This is a genomic window from Aurantiacibacter sediminis, from assembly GCF_016019885.1.
GTDB lineage: Bacteria > Pseudomonadota > Alphaproteobacteria > Sphingomonadales > Sphingomonadaceae > Alteraurantiacibacter > Alteraurantiacibacter sediminis.
The window spans coordinates 496,571-514,641 of sequence record NZ_JAEANY010000002.1 but is presented as its reverse complement, the minus strand read 5'-3'; the positions used below and the strand labels follow the sequence as shown (position 1 = coordinate 514,641).

16 protein-coding genes and 1 tRNA gene are annotated in these 18,071 nt (G+C 59.3%); 15 read left to right on the top strand and 2 right to left on the bottom strand.

Going from position 1 to position 18,071, the window contains the following annotated elements; all coding sequences use genetic code 11:
• Positions 1 to 10 precede the first annotated feature (10 nt).
• The 10 genes from miaA (at position 11) to I5L03_RS07965 (ending at position 10,595) form a co-directional block, all read left to right on the top strand.
• Positions 11 to 931 carry a tRNA (adenosine(37)-N6)-dimethylallyltransferase MiaA gene (gene miaA / locus I5L03_RS08010; RefSeq protein ID WP_197921216.1) on the top strand — a complete coding sequence of 307 codons (921 nt, stop codon included), beginning with the start codon at positions 11 to 13 and terminating at the stop codon, positions 929 to 931.
• Between the two features lie 144 nt (positions 932 to 1,075).
• On the top strand, positions 1,076 to 2,818 hold the full coding sequence (ilvB, locus tag I5L03_RS08005) for a biosynthetic-type acetolactate synthase large subunit (protein ID WP_197921215.1): 1,743 nt from the start codon (positions 1,076 to 1,078) through the stop codon (positions 2,816 to 2,818).
• Positions 2,815 to 3,201, top strand: a complete 387-nt coding sequence (locus I5L03_RS08000; protein ID WP_197921214.1) for a hypothetical protein — start codon at positions 2,815 to 2,817, stop codon at positions 3,199 to 3,201. Before ilvB ends, I5L03_RS08000 begins: the two co-directional genes overlap by 4 nt.
• Positions 3,198 to 3,713: an acetolactate synthase small subunit gene (gene ilvN, locus I5L03_RS07995; protein WP_197921213.1), complete on the top strand. Its 516-nt coding sequence runs from the start codon at positions 3,198 to 3,200 to the stop codon at positions 3,711 to 3,713. Before I5L03_RS08000 ends, ilvN begins: the two co-directional genes overlap by 4 nt.
• 7 nt (positions 3,714 to 3,720) lie before the next feature.
• Positions 3,721 to 4,122, top strand: a complete 402-nt coding sequence (locus I5L03_RS07990) for a hypothetical protein (protein WP_197921212.1) — start codon at positions 3,721 to 3,723, stop codon at positions 4,120 to 4,122.
• Between the two features lie 24 nt (positions 4,123 to 4,146).
• Positions 4,147 to 5,166, top strand: coding sequence for a ketol-acid reductoisomerase (ilvC, locus tag I5L03_RS07985; protein WP_197921211.1), 1,020 nt, complete (start codon positions 4,147 to 4,149; stop codon positions 5,164 to 5,166).
• Positions 5,167 to 5,200: 34 nt separating this feature from the next.
• Entirely contained in the window at positions 5,201 to 5,800 is a 600-nt protein-coding gene (locus tag I5L03_RS07980; protein WP_197921210.1) for a DUF4329 domain-containing protein, read from the top strand.
• Between the two features lie 102 nt (positions 5,801 to 5,902).
• Entirely contained in the window at positions 5,903 to 6,550 is a 648-nt protein-coding gene (locus I5L03_RS07975) for a YceI family protein (RefSeq protein WP_197921209.1), read from the top strand.
• Positions 6,551 to 6,792: 242 nt separating this feature from the next.
• Positions 6,793 to 8,481 (top strand): 2-isopropylmalate synthase, encoded by a 1,689-nt coding sequence (leuA, locus tag I5L03_RS07970; protein WP_197921208.1) that lies wholly within the window; start codon positions 6,793 to 6,795, stop codon positions 8,479 to 8,481.
• Positions 8,482 to 8,573: 92 nt separating this feature from the next.
• Positions 8,574 to 10,595: a PAS domain-containing hybrid sensor histidine kinase/response regulator gene (locus I5L03_RS07965; protein ID WP_197921207.1), complete on the top strand. Its 2,022-nt coding sequence runs from the start codon at positions 8,574 to 8,576 to the stop codon at positions 10,593 to 10,595.
• 3 nt (positions 10,596 to 10,598) lie between these two features.
• Here the strand turns inward: I5L03_RS07965 and I5L03_RS07960 are convergent, their stop codons facing one another.
• Together I5L03_RS07960 and I5L03_RS07955 are read right to left on the bottom strand one after the other, a co-directional pair.
• The gene (locus tag I5L03_RS07960; RefSeq protein WP_325100132.1) at positions 10,599 to 11,174 is read right to left on the bottom strand and encodes an AHH domain-containing protein; all 576 of its coding nucleotides are present in this window, start codon (positions 11,172 to 11,174) and stop codon (positions 10,599 to 10,601) included.
• Entirely contained in the window at positions 11,156 to 11,836 is a 681-nt protein-coding gene (locus tag I5L03_RS07955; RefSeq protein WP_197921205.1) for a hypothetical protein, read from the bottom strand. The genes I5L03_RS07960 and I5L03_RS07955 overlap by 19 nt, the downstream gene beginning before the upstream one ends.
• Positions 11,837 to 12,108: 272 nt before the next feature.
• Here I5L03_RS07955 and recJ point away from each other — a divergent pair, with 272 nt between their 5' ends.
• The 5 genes from recJ (at position 12,109) to I5L03_RS07930 (ending at position 18,068) form a co-directional block, all read left to right on the top strand.
• A complete protein-coding gene (gene recJ, locus I5L03_RS07950; protein ID WP_197921204.1) occupies positions 12,109 to 13,890 on the top strand; it encodes a single-stranded-DNA-specific exonuclease RecJ in 1,782 nt (593 codons plus the stop codon).
• Between the two features lie 80 nt (positions 13,891 to 13,970).
• Positions 13,971 to 14,045: transfer RNA gene (locus tag I5L03_RS07945), tRNA-Glu, on the top strand.
• A 350-nt stretch (positions 14,046 to 14,395) separates the two neighbouring features.
• Positions 14,396 to 15,382 carry a sensor histidine kinase gene (locus I5L03_RS07940; protein WP_407647608.1) on the top strand — a complete coding sequence of 329 codons (987 nt, stop codon included), beginning with the start codon at positions 14,396 to 14,398 and terminating at the stop codon, positions 15,380 to 15,382.
• Between the two features lie 128 nt (positions 15,383 to 15,510).
• The gene (locus tag I5L03_RS07935; RefSeq protein ID WP_197921202.1) at positions 15,511 to 16,914 is read left to right on the top strand and encodes a porin; all 1,404 of its coding nucleotides are present in this window, start codon (positions 15,511 to 15,513) and stop codon (positions 16,912 to 16,914) included.
• A gap of 101 nt (positions 16,915 to 17,015) precedes the next feature.
• Entirely contained in the window at positions 17,016 to 18,068 is a 1,053-nt protein-coding gene (locus I5L03_RS07930) for a substrate-binding domain-containing protein (protein WP_234035144.1), read from the top strand.
• Positions 18,069 to 18,071: the final 3 nt, after the last annotated feature.

The window sequence follows — 18,071 nt, the reverse complement described above, 5'->3', positions numbered from 1 at the left end:
AATTCTCCTGATGCACGGTAAGCTGGCGCTCATTGCAGGGCCAACCGCCAGCGGCAAGAGCGATCTTGCGGTCCAATTGGCTCTGGCTCTGGAAGGGTGTGGCCAAAGCGCCGTCATCATCAATGCCGATAGCGCGCAGGTTTATGCCGATTTGCGAGTCCTTTCTGCCCGCCCCAGCGCGGAAGAGATGCGCGGCGTTCCGCATCGCCTGTTCGGCACTTGGGACGGGGCGCAGGCCTGTTCGGCCGCCGATTGGGCGAATGCTGCCAAGCTTGAGATCACGGAAGCGCATGCGCGGTCCGCAGTTCCCATCTTCGTCGGTGGCACGGGCCTGTATATCCGCACCTTGTTGGAAGGAATTGCTCCCATCCCGTCCATCAGCGAGGAGGTGCGCGACGAGGTGCGGCAGATGGAAACCGCCAGCGCCTATGCCGCCTTGCAGGCTGAAGACCCCGAACGGGCCGAGAAGCTGGCGCCAGCCGACAGCCAGCGGATCACGCGTGCGCTCGAAGTGGTGCGATCGACAGGCAAGCCTCTGGCATACTGGCAGCAGAACAAAACCGGCGGGATCGGGGACACAGTCACCCTCGCCCCGCTGATCCTGCTCCCCGATCGCGAGGAGCTCTACGCCCGCTGTGATGCGCGGTTTGCGCGCATGATGGATGGAGGCGCGGTCGAAGAGGTGGAGGCGCTGCTTGAGCGAGACCTGTTGCCGGATCTTCCCGTCATGCGCGCCATCGGCGTTCCCGAGATCGCGGGCTGGCTGCGCGGCGACTATCCGCGCGAAGACGCCATTTCTCTCGGAGCGCAATCCACCCGTAATTACGCCAAGCGACAATACACCTGGCTGCGGCATCAGCCTCCGGAAAAATGGCAACGCGTCGTACCTAAAAATGTCTCTCTCGAGGCGGCGTTTGAAATATTGTTCTAATAACTACGGTTGACAGGATAATTTTGCATCCATATTGCGGTGCACACAGTGGAGAAACGAATGGTGGCCCGGCAAGAGAGATCTTGTCGGGCCACTGTCTCTCAACCGACGGGACCAAAGTCCGCGAAACGACAGGAGCGTAACGTGTCACAGGAACGCAGCGGCGCTGCGATATTGGTGGAATGCCTGGTGCGGCAGGGGGTCGAATTCGTGTTCGGTTATCCCGGCGGCGCAGTGCTGCCGATCTATGACGAACTGTTCTCCGACACGCGCATCCGCCACATTCTTGTCCGGCATGAAGCGGGCGCTGCCCACGCGGCGGAAGGCTACGCGCGTTCGACCGGCAAACCCGGCGTTGTCCTTGTGACGTCTGGCCCCGGCGCGACCAATGCGATTACCGGCATCGCCGATGCCTTTCTCGATTCCATCCCGATGGTGGTCATCACCGGGCAGGTGCCGACCAATCTGATCGGCACGGACGCTTTTCAGGAAGCCGACACAGTTGGCCTGACGCGCCACTGCTCCAAGCACAATTACCTTGTAAAAGACCCTGAAGACCTCGCCGCAACTATCGAAGAAGCCTTCGAAATTGCGACGACCGGCAGACCAGGCCCAGTGGTTGTGGACATTCCGAAGAACGTGCAGATCGCCACCGCCATGCAGGCTGAAGGCTCGGCAGAGCGCAAGAAGCGCTACCAGCCGCGCACGGTGGCTGCAGCGGACGAGATTGCCGAAGCGATCGAGATGATCGCCAATGCCAAGCGTCCGGTGCTCTACACTGGCGGCGGGGTGATAAACTCCGGTCCGAAGGCCAGCGAATTCCTTCGCCAGCTCCAGCAAGTGACGGGCGCTCCCCTCACCTCGACGCTCATGGGCCTTGGCGCGTTTCCTGCCGACCATCCCGATTGGCTCGGCATGCTCGGCATGCATGGCACATTCGAAGCAAATATGGCGATGAACCAGTGCGATGTGATGGTGTGCGTCGGCGCGCGCTTCGATGACCGGGTGACCGGCCGGCTCGATGCATTTTCGCCCGGCAGCAAGAAGATCCACGTGGATATCGATCGCTCAAGCATCAACAAGATCGTGCCGGTGGAGCTTGGGATTGTCGGCGATTGTGCAACCGTGCTCGAACAGATGGTTTCATGCTGGGGGGACCGCAAACCGCGTGACCTCGGCGAATGGAAAGCGCGGATTACCGGCTGGAAGGCGCGCGACAGCCTCGCCTATCCGGAGCGCAAGGATGCCATCATGCCGCAACTGGCGGTGGAACGCCTATTCGTTCTGACGAAAGACCGCGACCCTGTCATTACTACCGAAGTCGGCCAGCACCAGATGTGGGCGGCGCAGTATTTTGGTTTCATGGGGCCGAATAAATGGCTCACCAGCGGCGGGCTTGGCACGATGGGCTATGGCCTGCCTGCCGCGATCGGTGCGCAGCTGGGCAATCCGGACAGCCTGGTGATCGATATTGCCGGTGAAGCCAGCATCCAGATGAACATCCAGGAACTCGGCACCGCCAGCCAGTTCCGCCTGCCGGTGAAGGTCTTCATCCTCAACAATGAATATATGGGCATGGTCCGCCAGTGGCAGGAGCTGACCTATGAGAGCCGGTATTCGAACAGCTATTCGGACAGCCTGCCCGATTTCGTGAAGCTCGCCGAAAGCTATGGCTGGAAAGGTATTCGCATTACCGAGGAAGCGGGACTGGATGCCGGTATCCAGGCGATGCTCGATCATGACGGACCGGTGATGGTCGATTGCCACGTGGCAAAGGAAGCCAATTGCTATCCGATGATCCCGTCCGGCGCGGCGCACACCGAAATGCTGATGTATGGCGATGAGGTCTACGGCATCATGGCAGATGAAGCCAAGGCGCTGGTGTGATGACAGCAAAAATGATGTCGGTCGGAAGGCGAGCGTTTTTTTCTACGGCAGCGATCTTCAATGGATCGGTGGGCTTCTTGTTGCTCGCTATACCGCAAGTCTTTTATCTACTCACTGCGCTTCAGGAACCCGATCGACTGTTCGAGACGCGGATAGTCGGATGGATGATCCTCGTTTTCGGCGCACTCTATTTTGTGACAGCGACCAGTCCTACCACGCCAAGATCGCTCATCACTCTCTTCGCGATCGGAAAACTGGGAGCCACCGCCTTCATAGTGACCTACTGGGCGAATGGATCGATGAACCTGCTAGGACTTGCCGTAGGCGCGGCAGACTTTCTATGGGCGCTTGGCTTTCTGTATTACAGTAGGCCAATGACATGAAAATCGAACATCGCGCTTCTGAACGGCACGTGCTGACCGTGGTCGTGGATAATGAACCGGGTATCCTCGCCAAGATCACCGGCCTCTTCACTGCGCGCGGATATAACATCGACAGCCTGACCGTCGCCGATATTTCCGAAGACCACGCCATCAGCCGCATCACCATCGTGACAGGCGGACCGCCATCCGTGATCGACCAGATCCAGGCGCAGCTGGAACGGCTGGTTCCCGTCCACCGCGTCACTGACCTCACCGAAGAAGGCCCGCATGTCGAGCGCGAACTGGCCCTGATCAAGGTCCGCGGCAAAGGCGATGACCGGGTTGAAGCTCTGCGCCTTGCCGATGTGTTCCGCGCCCGACCTGTCGACACGACTACCGAAAGTTTCATCTTCGAGCTCACCGGGCCTCCGGACAAGATCGACAGCTTCATTGCATTGATGCGCGAAATCGGGCTTGTCGAAGTCGGACGCACGGGCATCGTCGGTATGATGCGCGGCGCCGAAGGAGCCTGAGCCGATTATGGAATATCTCAACCCTACATTCATGCTGCTGATGGCGGCTGCCCTGTGCGCGATTACGGCGCTGATCCACTCGGTCCTGGGCGAGCACCGCCTGATCGGCCCGATCTTGGCGAGCGGAATGCCACTGATGGAAAGCCCGCTGGCGCGCAACGTCACTCGTTTTGCGTGGCACTGGACGACGGTGCTGTGGTTCTGTGTTGCAGCTGTGCTGGTCCTTGCCGCCTATGGTGATATCGATGCGCCATGGCTCATTCTCGGCATCGGCATCGCGCACCTCGTTGCAGGCGTAGCCGACGCTGTCATGACCAGGGGCCAGCACATGGGATGGCCGCTCATCACCCTTATCGGCGTGCTGGCGACCCTCGCCTATTACGTCACCACCTCCACCATCACGACCTGACCCGAAGATCAGACAGGGAAATCCATGAAAGCCTATTACGACGCCGACTGCGACCTGAACCTCATCACCGACAAGACGATCGTCGTCCTCGGTTATGGCTCGCAGGGACACGCCCATGCCCAGAATCTGCGTGACAGCGGGGTCAAGGACGTTCGCATCGCGCTGCGTGAAGGCTCGGCAACTGCAAAGAAGGCTGAGGCTGCTGGCTTCGAAGTCATCTCCAATAAGCAGGCTGCCGAAGTCGCCGATATCCTGATGATCCTCGCTCCCGATGAGACGCAGGCGAAAATCTGGGCGGAGGACCTCAAAGGTAAGATGAAGTCCGGAGCTGCGATTGCGTTTGCGCATGGGCTCAACATTCATTTCGGCCTAATCGAGCCGACCGACGATATCGACGTCATCATGATCGCGCCAAAAGGGCCCGGCCATACGGTGCGCGCTCTCTATCAGGGCGGAGGCGGCGTGCCTTGCCTGATTGCCATCCATCAGGACACCACCGGTAATGCACATGACCTCGCCCTCGCCTATGCCAGCGGCGTGGGCGGCGGCCGCGCAGGCATATTGGAAACGAATTTCAGGGAAGAATGCGAGACCGATTTGTTCGGAGAACAGGCCGTCCTGTGCGGCGGGATCAGCCACCTCATCATGGCTGGTTTCGAGACGCTGGTGGAAGCCGGCTATGCGCCCGAAATGGCCTATTTCGAGTGCCTCCATGAAACCAAGCTGATCGTCGACCTGCTATATGAAGGCGGCATCGCCAACATGCGCTATTCGATCAGCAACACGGCTGAATATGGGGATTATCACACCGGCCCCCGCGTCATCACCGATGAAACCAAGGCCGAAATGAAGCGCGTGCTGGAAGATATCCAGCGCGGCAAGTTCGTGCAGCGCTTCATGCTCGATAACGCCATCGGCAATCCGGAAATGAAAGCCGCACGCAAGCGTCAGGAAGAGCATCCGATTGAGGAAACCGGCGCGAAGTTGCGGGCGATGATGCCCTGGATCACCGCCAACAAGCTGGTGGACAAGGAAAAGAACTGATCTTTAAATGGTGCGGCGCTATGGTGCCGAATGCATGAACGAAGGCCGCACCACCATTATCATTCTCGCAGTCTGCGCTGCTCTTTGGGCAGGCGTAGTTCTCAATCGGTCGAATGAGACGCTGTTGAATGAGGTTTATGAGGCGACTGTTCCAACCGCAGAGGTGACCGAATTCGCAAGGCAGCAGCTCAGCGAGTTGCAGCAACGGTCCTTCGACGATCGCACCGAACTGTGCGGGCTGATAGCGGAGAACGCGGCGGGAGAGCTTGTATCCCGCACCGTCCGGGTCGGCGATGAGCACAGCTGTTCCGCCGCCTATTTCGATGCCCGTTCGCTGCTGCCGCGTGCCATTTACCACACGCATGGCTCTTTCAATCCGCGCTATGACAGCGAAGTCCCATCTGAGACTGATATCAATACTGCGGTGGATTATCCGCTCGACGGTTATCTCTCCACGCCGGGTGGCCGCTTCTGGCGGATCGATGCCCGCACCGGGATTGCAGAGCAGATTTGTGGTGCTAAATGCCTGACGCAGGACCCGGCCTACGATCCGTGCAGCGCGCCGCCGCCTGAGCCGAATTACACGATCTCCGGCCTGCAAGCGCGCGATATGATCCAATACTATGACTGCTAAGCCAGCGCGAAGCCTCGCCTTAGGCGGAACAAGGATTGCTACTTGGACATTGAAGCAGGTGAGCCCATGTCGGTGAAATCACCAATTCAAGGAGCCTGACCCATGCGTAAATCCCTGCTTGCCCTCACCGCCGCCGGTACTGTCGCCGCCTTTTCAGCAAGCGCCGCGCTGGCTGATGACCACAATGCGCAAGAAGAAGCGATGGATACGAGCTCCATCACCTCGGGAAGCTATTCTACCGATCCGGCGCACACGCTGGTTGAATGGCGCGTCAGCCATTTCGGCTTCAACGACTATTTCGGCCTGTTCGGCGATGCAGAGGGGACGCTGGAATTGGACACCGAAAACCTCGCCAATTCTTCTGTCGATGTGCGCATCCCGATCAACTCGCTTGCCGTGGTGAGCGATGGCCTGCGCGAACATATGCTGCGCCCGGGCGAAGATGGCGCTGAGCCCGATTTCTTCGGCCCCGATGCCCATGACGCGCGCTTCGTCTCCACCGCAGTCCACCAGACCGGTGCGACCACTGCGCATATCGTCGGCGATCTGACGCTGAACGGCCAGACCAATCAGGTCATGATCGAAGCTGAACTTTCCGGCATGGGTTCCAACCCCATGAGCGAGGCGGAAACTGTCGGCTTCCACGGTACGACGAGCATCAATCGCTCCGACTTCGGCATGGAATATGCGCTTCCTGCTATCGGCGATGAAGTTGAGCTCGATATTACTGTCGCCTTCGAGAAGGACTGACCCGGACCCGATCGGGGGCTGCCGCCCATGGGTCGCAGCCCCGATCATGGTTCCAAATGCAACTAAATTCGTGGTTTACCCCTTTCGCGATTGGCGATAGCAATACGGCTATGCGGAAGAACCTGCTTCTATCCCTGCTTCGACTTACACGCCCTTAGGCGTGTCCCCTGCCCTGCGCGCTGTCGCCGGGCCCCCGCCTAAGGGCTGCAAACACCCTCCCCAAGTCGAAGAAAGCCAGTTCTATGTCCATGCTGCGTGATCCCAGCACGAAATACCGCCCGTTCCCGCAGGTCGATTTGCCCGACCGGCAATGGCCGAGCCGTACCATCTCTGCCCCGCCGCGCTGGCTCAGCACCGATCTTCGCGATGGGAATCAGTCGATTATCGATCCGATGGACCGGGCGAAGAAGACGCGCTTCTTCGACCTGCTGGTGGAAGTGGGCGTTAAGGAGATCGAGGTCGGCTTTCCAGCAGCGGGGCAAACCGAATTCGATTTCATCAGCTGGCTCGTGCAGTCGGGCAAAGTGCCGGACGATGTCGTGGTGCAGGTTCTCACCCAATCGCGTGAAGACCTAATCAAGCGCAGCTTTGAAAGCTTGGAAGGTGCGCATTCGGCCATCGTGCATCTCTACAATGCCGTCAGCCCCGCGTGGCGCGAAATTGTGTTCAAGATGAGCCGGGACGAAGTGAAAGCCATCGCCGTCAAAGGCGCGCAGATGTTGGTCGATGAAGCCGCCAAGCGCCCCGGCACGGAATGGCAATTCGAATATTCGCCGGAAACTTTCTCCACGGCCGAATTGGATTTCAGTCTGGAGGTATGCGAGGCGGTGATGGATGTCGTGGGGCCGAGCAAGGACCGGCCGATCATCCTCAACCTGCCCGCTACTGTAGAAGCGGCGACCCCCAATACCTACGCCGACCAGATCGAATATTTTTGCCGCAATCTGCCGCGTCGCGAGGCTGCGGTGATCAGCCTGCACACCCACAACGATCGCGGAACCGGCGTTGCCGCGGCAGAGCTGGGCATAATGGCTGGCGCGGACCGGGTCGAAGGCTGTCTGTTCGGTAATGGAGAGCGGACGGGCAATTGTTGCCTGGTGACGGTCGCGCTTAACATGTACACGCAGGGCGTCGATCCCGGCCTCGATTTCTCCGATATCGACAAGGTCATCGAGACGGTCGAATATTGCAACGAGCTGCCGGTGCATGAACGCCATCCCTATGGCGGCGATCTCGTGTTCACGGCATTCTCCGGCAGCCATCAGGATGCGATCAAGAAGGGCTTCGAAGCGCACGAAACGCAGAACGACACGCATTGGCGGGTGCCGTATTTGCCTATCGATCCTGCCGATCTCGGCCGCAATTACGAAGCGGTGATCCGCGTCAATTCGCAAAGCGGCAAAGGCGGCTTTGCATGGGTGCTGCAACAGGATCAGGGCCTCAAGTTGCCAAAGCGTATGCAGGCTGATTTCAGCCGTCACGTACAAGATATGGCGGACGAAATGGGCCGCGAGCTCAATGTTGCCGATATATGGGATTGCTTCCGCCGGACCTATTACCTGCAAGTCGATAAGCGCCGCTTCGCCCTCGTCGATTATGATGAAAGCCGCGCCAGCGATGGCACGCGTATTTTCACAGGCACAGTCGAAGTCGATGGCGAGGCACAGCGAGTTTCGGGTCGCGGCAAGGGCTTGATCTCCTCCATCCTCGCCACATTGCGCGAAAGCTTCGATCTCGATTTCGAAGTCACCGACTATTCGGAGCATGCCTTGCAGACCGGCGTCGATTCCCGCGCTGCGGCCTATATCGAGTGGGCCCTGCCCGACGGCACCAGCGGCTGGGGTGTCGGCATGGACGATGACGTGGCGACCGCCAGCGTCCGCGCTTTGTTGAGCGCGGCCAATGCCGCATCGCACGGGCCGGGGAGATAATTGCGTTAAAGCTTTCCTAGCGCGCGACTAGGCGCGAAGGCGGAGGGACCTGCTCGGCCAATACTGATGAAGCCTGCCTATACGTCGCGTCCATGACTGATCTGATGGATGGACCGATGTTCGGATATATTCTGGCCTGTTTGGCAATTGCAGCTGTTGCAATCCTCGCCTGGTCACACCGCCGCCTGCGGACTGAGCAGAGCGAGGATGAGCAGGACGCGCTGAGCTTCAACACCCTTACCCAAGTCGCACCTGCCGGCATCTGGCGCACAGATCCTGCCGGTAATTGCCTGTTCGTCAATCACAATTGGGAACAGGCGACGGGCATTTTCGGAAAAGAGAATTGGGAAGGGACTGGCTGGTCGGAAGCGCTCCATCCTGACGACCGGGACCGTGTATTCGCCAATCTCATGAAAAGCGTCGCGGAGCATGAGCATTTCGAGGATGAATGGCGCTGGTTGCGGCCCGATGGAACGCCGATCTGGGTCAAAGGTCTTGGCGCACCCGAATATGACGATGCCGGCACGCTCGTCGGTTATGTTGGGATCAATATCGATATCCAGCGGTCGAAAGATCTCGAAGACGAATTGCAGGCTGCGCGCGAAAGGGCGGAAAACGAGGCCAAGATCAAATCGACCTTTCTCGCCAATATGAGCCACGAAATCCGCACCCCAATGAACGGGGTGATCGGTTTCACCGAGCTTCTGCTCGAAAGCGACCTGACCGAACAACAGATGTCGCAGGTCAATCTCATCGCCGAATCCGGTCGCGCAATGATGCAATTGCTGAACGATATTCTCGATCATTCGCGGATTGAGGCAGGCCAACTCGAGATCTCTACCGAAGCCACGGACTTACGACACAAGTTGCAGCATTGCGCCAAATTGATCGAGCCGATGGCGAGGGCAAAAGGCCTCTCGGTCGGGCTCTGGCTCGATGATGCAGTGCCTCAGCTGCTTGAGCTTGATCCGTTGCGTGTGCGTCAGGTCGTGCTCAATCTGGTCGGTAATGCCGTCAAATTCACACAGACCGGCGGGATCGATATCGAAGCGCGAGTGGAAAATTCGAGCGAAGGCCGGTCCCTTCTTATCGCCGTGATCGACACCGGTATCGGGATCGAGGATGATCGGCTCGAAGATATCTTCACGCCTTTCACGCAGGAAGATGGTTCAGTCGCGCGCCGATATGGCGGCACGGGCCTGGGCCTCGCTATCTGCAGCCAGCTTGTCGAAATGATGGATGGACACATCACTGTGCATTCGAAGCGTAATGTCGGCACCCAGTTCACCGTTCGCTTGCCGATGAAAAAAGCTGCTGAACGCCGCGCTCATGATCGCGACGCAAGCGATGACATGCCAGATGGCAGTTCGCGGCTTGCCGGAACGCGGATCCTCATAGCCGAAGATCATGCGATCAACCAGCAACTGGTGTTGGCCATGGCCACTTCGCTCGAACTCGATGTTAAGCTGGTCGAGAATGGCGAGGAAGCAATTGAGGCGGTGCTCGCTGCGGAAGCTGCCGGAAAGCCCTTCGCCGCCGTGCTCATGGATATGCAAATGCCCGATGTGGACGGCTTGGAAGCGACACGGCGCCTTCGCGCGTTGGGCTTCGATGCGAAAGTACTGCCGATCATCGCCCTTACCGCCAATTGCTATCCGGATGACGTCGCAGCATGTCAGAAAGCGGGAATGCAATCGCATCTCGGCAAGCCGGTCACCACCGTTGCGCTTGCGCGTGAACTCTCACGCTGGCTGACTCACGGCGGTGCGATTGCGGACGGCATCGCCCCGCCTGCGATGATTGAAGCAAACGCAGCCACGCTTGTGGCGTCACCCCCGCCCAGCCTGAGCGGGTTGGAAGATCGTTATCGCAACAGGCGCGACACGATTGTCCACACACTGCGTCAAACCATGGCGCAATCCCCTGCCGAAACGGATTGGGAACATCTCGCTGACGAACTACACAAGCTGGCAGGCGTCGCGGCGAATTTCGGTGAGCCGGAGCTGGGAGAAGCATCGCGCAGGCTGGAGCGATGGCTGAAAACGTCCAACAGGCCGGACCAGATGATAGAGGCCTTGAAACGCGAGTGGCCGAATTTCGAAAAAGCGGCTTAGCAATTAGGTTTCGGTGGCGATGGCGCTCGCCGCCCATAGCTGCTCAGCCATGCCATCAAGTTCGGCGAAATCGACGCCGGCGCGAAAAGGGTCCTTGCGGTTCAGCCGCATTGAGAAATGCTCACGCTGCATCAATCCGCGCCGCAAGGCGCGTTGGAGCAAGCGCAGCCGCGTCAGCGCTTCGCCACCCGCTCTGGCGTCGTTCTGCCTACGATAGCGAGACCAGCTCGCCTCGATTTGACCGACGCGAGTGGCAACCATCTCATTGTAGCGTCGATGCGGACCGCGATGCAGTGGCAGAGTGGTGCGCATGGCTGCCGCAACAGTGGCAGGCAGGAGCAGTCCGTTGCGGCGGAAGTCGCTGTAACCCACCTCGGCGCGTCCTAGGACTTCCGACATACGCCTGAAACAGCGCGAGATAACTACTTCCCGTGGGAGCAGGTGATGGCGCTGCATATCCGGCTGATAACTGGGGCTGCCAGGATGATTGACCTGACGAAAAGGCAAAGATGATCGAATATCCCGATTGCCGTCAGCAATCTGGCCTTGGACCTTCGATGCTAGGGAGTTCCGCGCCACACGCGCAGCATGCCGGACTTTTCCACAGGTTCAACCCCCATCGGTTCTCCGGAAGGACCGGTAAAGCTCACATTCTCCTCGATTTTTCCGTGCTCAACGAGCCAGTTGAGGATTCGCAGTGCAAGCTTTGCGCTCTCCGCACCCTCCCCCGCCAGATCGGCAGGCAGATGCAGTTCCTGGCCGGTGAATAGCGAGAGCCCATCGCTCTGCATGCTTCCATCGGCATTGGTGACAAGCGCAGTCAGACCTAGGCCTGGAAATGGCCCGCCTTCGATCCAGCTGGTCACACCGCGCTGGAAATATTCGGGATGGCTGGCAGCACCGGCAGGATGCCACACCACGCCCTGAACATTCGGCAAATCGACCAATTCCGCGGCCAGCGCAGCAAGACCGCGTACGACCGGGAACATGACGCCTCCAGCCGTCAGGTGCGGGCCGGGCATGAGGGTGATTGCCTCCAGAGCCAATTGAGCAAAATTTTCTGACAAGCCGTAATAATGATCGGCGTGCTGGATTTCCGCCGAAGGAAACGGTGCAAGCCCTGTCAGGTCGAAAGTGAGGCCGTTGACGAGTAATTCCATCCAGCCCTCATCGGCATGGCCATCCAACGATGGATCGATGCTGATGGAGAAAGAAGCATCGGTTTTGGCAAGCGCCCTCACATCGGCGGCATTAGGGCGCGCTCCTGCTTCGAACAGGAGGGATACTGTCGCGACGAACCTATCGGTATCAAGGCGTTGCGCGCTTGCGATCGATCCATCCCCTCTTCACAGCGCCGCGAATATTGTCGGCAATAGAACTCCACGTCGAGTCCTTGAGGCGCCCCTAGCGCAGAATCTTTACCAAAATGGACCCAATTCGTGAGGGGAACCCAGCTGGTGACGGAAGCAAAACGCAACTTTCTTCGTTCGATCAGCGGAGGTATGGTCGCGATATGGATACCAGAGCTTTCGTATTGGGGGTCGAACAATCGCTGTCCGGCAAGGCGTGGCGCTGGCGTGGCGGCAATATGGAACTGGCATCCGGCATCCATGGGCTCGAGCAGGACATTGCCACCCAATTGTTGCTTTCGCGCGGGGTGGAGCGGGAAGAGCTGGAAAAGCACCGCCAGCCAAGCTTGCGGTCATTCCTGCCCGATCCATCCATCTTCGCCGATATGGACCGCGCTGCAGAACGCATTGCCGAAGCGGTAATCGCGCGCGAGAGCATGACTGTTTATGGCGATTATGATGTCGACGGCGCCACCAGCTCGGCGCTGCTAATTCGCCTCATCCGCATGCTGGGCCACGACGCGCAGCATTATATCCCCGATCGCCTACTCGAGGGATACGGTCCAAGCGGCGAAGCGCTGCTCAAAATCGGAGAAGACGGCTCCAGCCTTATCGTTACGGTCGATTGCGGTGCCATGGCGCATGAGGCGCTGGGAATGGCGTATGACGCCGGTATCGACGTGATCGTGGTCGACCATCACAAATGCTCCGCGGACCTTCCGCGCACCTATGCGCTGGTCAATCCCAACCGGCTCGATGAGCGGGACGAGGCCGCCCAGCATGGTCACCTCGCGGCAGTAGGTGTGGCTTTCCTGCTGGCCGTCGCCGTGGTGCGCACTTTGCGCGAGCGGAATTATTTCGAGAGCCGGAAAGAGCCAAACCTGATGTCGCTGCTCGATCTGGTGGCGCTGGGAACCGTGGCGGATGTCGCAGCGATCAGGGGGCTTAACCGGGCATTCGTCGCTCAGGGCCTCAAAGTCATGGCGCGGCGCGAGAATACCGGCATGGCCGCCCTAATCGACGCGAGCCGCCTAAAAGCCGCGCCCGCGGCGAGCGATTGCGGTTTCGCGCTGGGTCCGCGCATCAATGCAGGGGGGCGCGTGGGTGAAGCAACGCTTGGCGTTCGCCTTCTCACCACACCGGACCCGGACGAAGCGCGCACCATTGCCGAGCAATTGTCCCGCCTGAATGAAGAACGCCGCGCGATCGAGGCTGCTGTGCAAGAAGCGGCCGAGGAGCAGCTGACCGCACAACACAATCGCGCGGTCGTGATCTGTGCCGGCAAAGGCTGGCATCCGGGCGTGATCGGCATTGTCGCCGGGCGTATCAAGGAAAAGGCGGGACGCCCTGCCATCGTCATCGCACTCGACAGCGAAACCGGTGAAGGCAAAGGATCGGGCCGTTCAATCCCAGGCGTTGATCTGGGCGCCGCGATCATCGGTGCGACGGATACAGGCTTGCTGGTGAAAGGCGGCGGTCATGCCATGGCAGCTGGGCTCACAATTGGAGCCGACAAACTCGATGCCTTTACACAGTGGATGGATCAACGCTTGGCCGGGCCTGTGGCTGCTGCATCGGCAGAGCAGCATATCACGCTCGATCTCGCCCTCGCCCCACGTGGGCTGACGCCGGAACTTGTGGAAACGCTCGATAGCGCGGGGCCTTATGGCGTGGGCTGGCCGGGTCCGCGCGTCGCTGTGGGTCCCGTCCAATTGGTCAAAGCCGATATCGTCGGAGCGGACCATTTGCGCGTGATCGCTGCTGGGCAGGATGGCGGGCGGTTCAAAGCCATCGCTTTCCGCGCCGCCGAAACCGATATGGGACAGGCCATATTGAGCGGTTCACGCGGTCGGCGCCTGTGGCTGGCCGGGCGCGTGAAGATCGACGATTGGGGCAGCAAGCCAGCCGCGGAATTGCATCTGGAAGACGCCGCCTGGGCGGATTAATCGCTTTCTTTGCAAATTGGTGCAGAACAAGGCTTGACGCGCGCGGCTCACCCACCTAATTGCGCCGCTCCATCGCATGTGGCCCCTTCGTCTAGCGGTTAGGACGCGGCCCTTTCACGGCTGAAACACGGGTTCGATTCCCGTAGGGGTCACCAGCGATGGCGCGGATTTCACCGCTTCTTCCCACATTTCAGCATGAAGTTGTTCGACGCCAGCGGCGGGCAAGGCTCACCCGTTTGCGCGGGCGCGGGAAATTTACGCGCCGGTGCTGGCAAATGTCACAAAACTGTGCCTATGCCGTTGCGCAATGGATGCGCGTTATATCCCTGTGGCAGGTATCGTTCTCGCGGCGATTTGCGGAATTGTCCTGCTGGCAGCTGGCGTCGACCTGCTGCTGGTTGCGGGCACGATGGTCGTCTGGGTCGCCTCCTTCTGGATCGCCGCCCCGCCCCCGCCTACAGTCCGGCAGGAACAGAACGATGGACTGACGATCTCTCAATCGGGCATGGGAGAGCTCATCGAGAATTCAGGCCTGCCCATGCTCCTGATCGATTCCAATCGCATAATCGTGGTGAATGCGCAGGCGCGTGAAGCGATTGGCGCCCATGTTTTGGGCCAGGATGCCCGCATTGCCCTGCGCCATCCCGCAGCGATCGATCTGCTGACCCGCGATGAAGGCGGCAGCGCGAATGTGCAAGGTCTCACCGGACCACGCAGCAATTGGCAGCTCACGCTCCAACGCATCGATTCGCGCTACAGCCTGGTGGAGCTCATCAACCGTACGGCGGAAGCCGATGTAAGTCGGGCGCACACCGATTTCGTCGCCAATGCCAGCCATGAGTTGCGTACGCCGCTGGCTTCGATCATCGGCTATATGGAAACGCTGCAGGATGCAGGCGATGATCTGCCGCGGGAAAAAGCCGATAAATTTCATGGCACGGTCTTGCGCGAAGCACGCCGCTTGCAAAATCTCATCAATGATTTGATGAGCCTCAGCCGCGTCGAAGCAGAAAAGCACGATCAGCCGCGCGAATTGGTCGATCTGGGGTTGCTTGTCCGGCAGGCGGCTCGTGATGGTGCTGGCAGCGAACGCGTCGACCGTGTGTCCATGAAAGTGCCGGACGAAAAGCTGCAAGTGCGAGGCGATCCCAAACAGCTTGAGCAACTTGTGCGCAATCTGGTCGACAATGCCCTGAAATATGGAGCCGAGGACAAGCCGGTGAAAGTGAAGCTTACTCCCGGCAACTCCGACATGTGCGTTCTTACGATCGCCGATAAGGGCGAAGGCATTGCGGCAGAGCACCTGCCATACCTCACTCGCCGCTTTTACCGCACCGATCCGGGCCGCAGCCGGGCTGGCGGTGGGACTGGCCTCGGCCTTGCCATCGTGAAGCACATCGTCGAACGCCATCGGGGACGCTTGGACATCAAAAGTACGCTTGGCGAAGGGACGACAGTCACTGTTCGACTGCCTTCTATCTCGGCGAATTGACACCTCTTTCCCCTCGCCGCTCTCATCAAGCTATCCACAGCTGAAATGAAACTGTCACATAACTGTCATCAAGCCCGCCTAGGGCGCGGTCACATTTCGGACATGTGACAAGAATGAGACACGGCAAAATGCGTATTTTTCCCACACTCCCGCTGCTGGCGATCGCCGTGGTGGCATCGCCCGCATATGCACAGGATGCGCATGCTAACCATCAGGAGCACCATGCGGAAGTCGAAGAGCTGCGCGCGCAGGTTGCCGCGCTTACCGCGCAACTGGCTGCCGTGACCGAGCGCCTTGATGAGATCGAAAGCGAGCAGGCAGAGACCGCTGCAGACATCGCCGTGATCGAAACTGAGACGGCTGCTCTTGCCGACTCGAACACACCAATCGTCACCGCAAGCACCGGAACTGAAATCAGCATGGGTGCGGCTGCAGAGATCGAAAATGATGACGGCTTCTCTTTCAAGCCATTCGGTCGTCTGATGCTGGACGCTGGCTTTACTGCCATTCCCGAGGGGACAGGCCTCGAAGACGGCTTCGATGTGCGCGCACGCCGCGTTCGCCTTGGCGTCCAAGGCGATATTCCGGGTGGCTTCGGCTACAAGATGGAATTCGAATTCGGCGGCAACGACCTCGAAATTACCGACGCGCTTCTCGAATATGAGACTGGCGACGTCACGCTGACCGTCGGACAGTTCAACAACTTCCAGTCGATGGAAGAGCTGACGAGCAGCCGTTTCACCTCTTTCATCGAACGTGCAGCCTTCACGGATGCGTTCGGTTTCAGCCGCCGCACCGGTATCTCTGTCGAATATGGCGCGGGCAATGTTTTGCTTCAGGGCGGCTTGTTCTCGGACAATATCGATGACCTGCCGGGCAGCGACCGGATGAGCGTCGACGCGCGCGCTGCATTTTTCCCGGAACTGGGCGATACGCAGCTGCACTTCGGCGGCTCGATCCATTATGCCGATCTTGGCGATGACGGGCAGGTCCGTTACCGCCAGCGTCCGCTCGTATCCTTTACGTCAGAGCGCCTGATCAACACCGATCGCTTCGATGCCGAAAGCGAATTCGACATCGGCCTTGAATTCGCCGCCGTTCGCGGTCCGCTGCATTTCCATGCAGAAGGTTATCGCCGCGAAGTCGGCGGCCTGATCAGCATGGAGGACGCGGTATTTCATGGCGCATTCGCAGAAGCCGGCCTGTTCCTGACGCCGGGTGACAGCCGCACCTATCGCGGTGGCCGCTTCAATCGCACCCGCCCTGCCCGCACGATCGACGAAGGCGGTATCGGCGCTGTGCAGCTCAACCTGCGCTACGACTTCCTCGAATTGAACGATGGCGATGCGGGCATTATCGGCGGCACGCAGAACGGGCTTTTCAGCTCGGTGATCTGGACGATGACCGATTATACCCGCCTCCAGATTAATTATGGCCACCTAGCATATGACGATGCCCCCAATCCGCTGCCCTCCGGCGAGCAGGATTACAGTGTCGATGTCGTCGGTGTACGCGCGGAATTCGATTTTTAAAGCAAGCGAAACCAATCGGCCCCGGAATGCGAATAAGTCCGCAATGCGACACAAATCTGTCGCATGACCGCAATAAGGGGCCTCTAAATCAACTCCAGAAGATGAGGTCACAGACCATGAAGAAGCTTTCCATCGCCATCGCAGCACTCGCTGCAACTGGCCTTACTGCCTGCGGTTCGCAGGATGGTGCCAGCGGTGACAGCCGCAACGCCATCCACGCTGTCGGCTCCTCCACCGTATATCCGTTTGCAACCCGCATTTCGGAAATTTTCAGCCGTGAGCACCCCGATTTTCCTGCCGCGAACATCGAATCGATTGGTACCGGCGGCGGCTTTTCGGCATTCTGTTCGGGCGTCGGCTACGACACGCCCGATTTCGCCCAGGCATCGCGCCGTATCAAGCCGGGTGAGTTCGAAACCTGCCAGGAAAATGGCGTGACCGAAATCGTCGAAATTCAGGTCGGCATGGATGGCATCGCCTTTGCTTCGGCACAGGGCGGCATCGATATGAACCTGACGCCGGAAATCGTGTACCGCGCGATTGCCGCAAATCCCTATGGCGAAGAGCAGACCAACGAGACCTGGTCGGATATCGATCCGTCGCTGCCTGATCTGCCGATCCTCGTTTACGGCCCTCCCAGCACGTCCGGTACGCGCGATGCGCTGGCTGAGCTGATCCTTGAAGTCGGCTGCGAAGCCGGCCCGCTGCCCGAAGGTCTGGAAGAAGACGAGCAGGACCGCATCTGCACTGAAGTGCGTTCGGACGGTGCCTATGTCGATCAGGGAGAGCAGGACAATCTGATCGTCTCCAAGATCGAAACCAATCCGAATGCTGTTGGCGTTTTTGGCTATTCCTACCTCGAAGCGAACTCTGATCGTGTGCAGGGCTTGCCCATGAACGGTGTCGAGCCGACTTACGACAATATCTCCAGCTTCGATTACCCCGGCGCGCGACCGCTCTACATCTACCTGAAGAAGGAACACGTCGGCGTGATCCCCGGTATTGAGGAATTCCTCGCAACTTGGGTTGCAAACTGGGGTGAAGACGGTCCACTGGCAGAAATCGGCCTGGTCACGAATCGTGGCGAAGTCCGCGAAGCCATGACCGCTGCGACGACCGAATTCCCGGTCCTGACCGCAGAAGACCTTCAGTAAGGG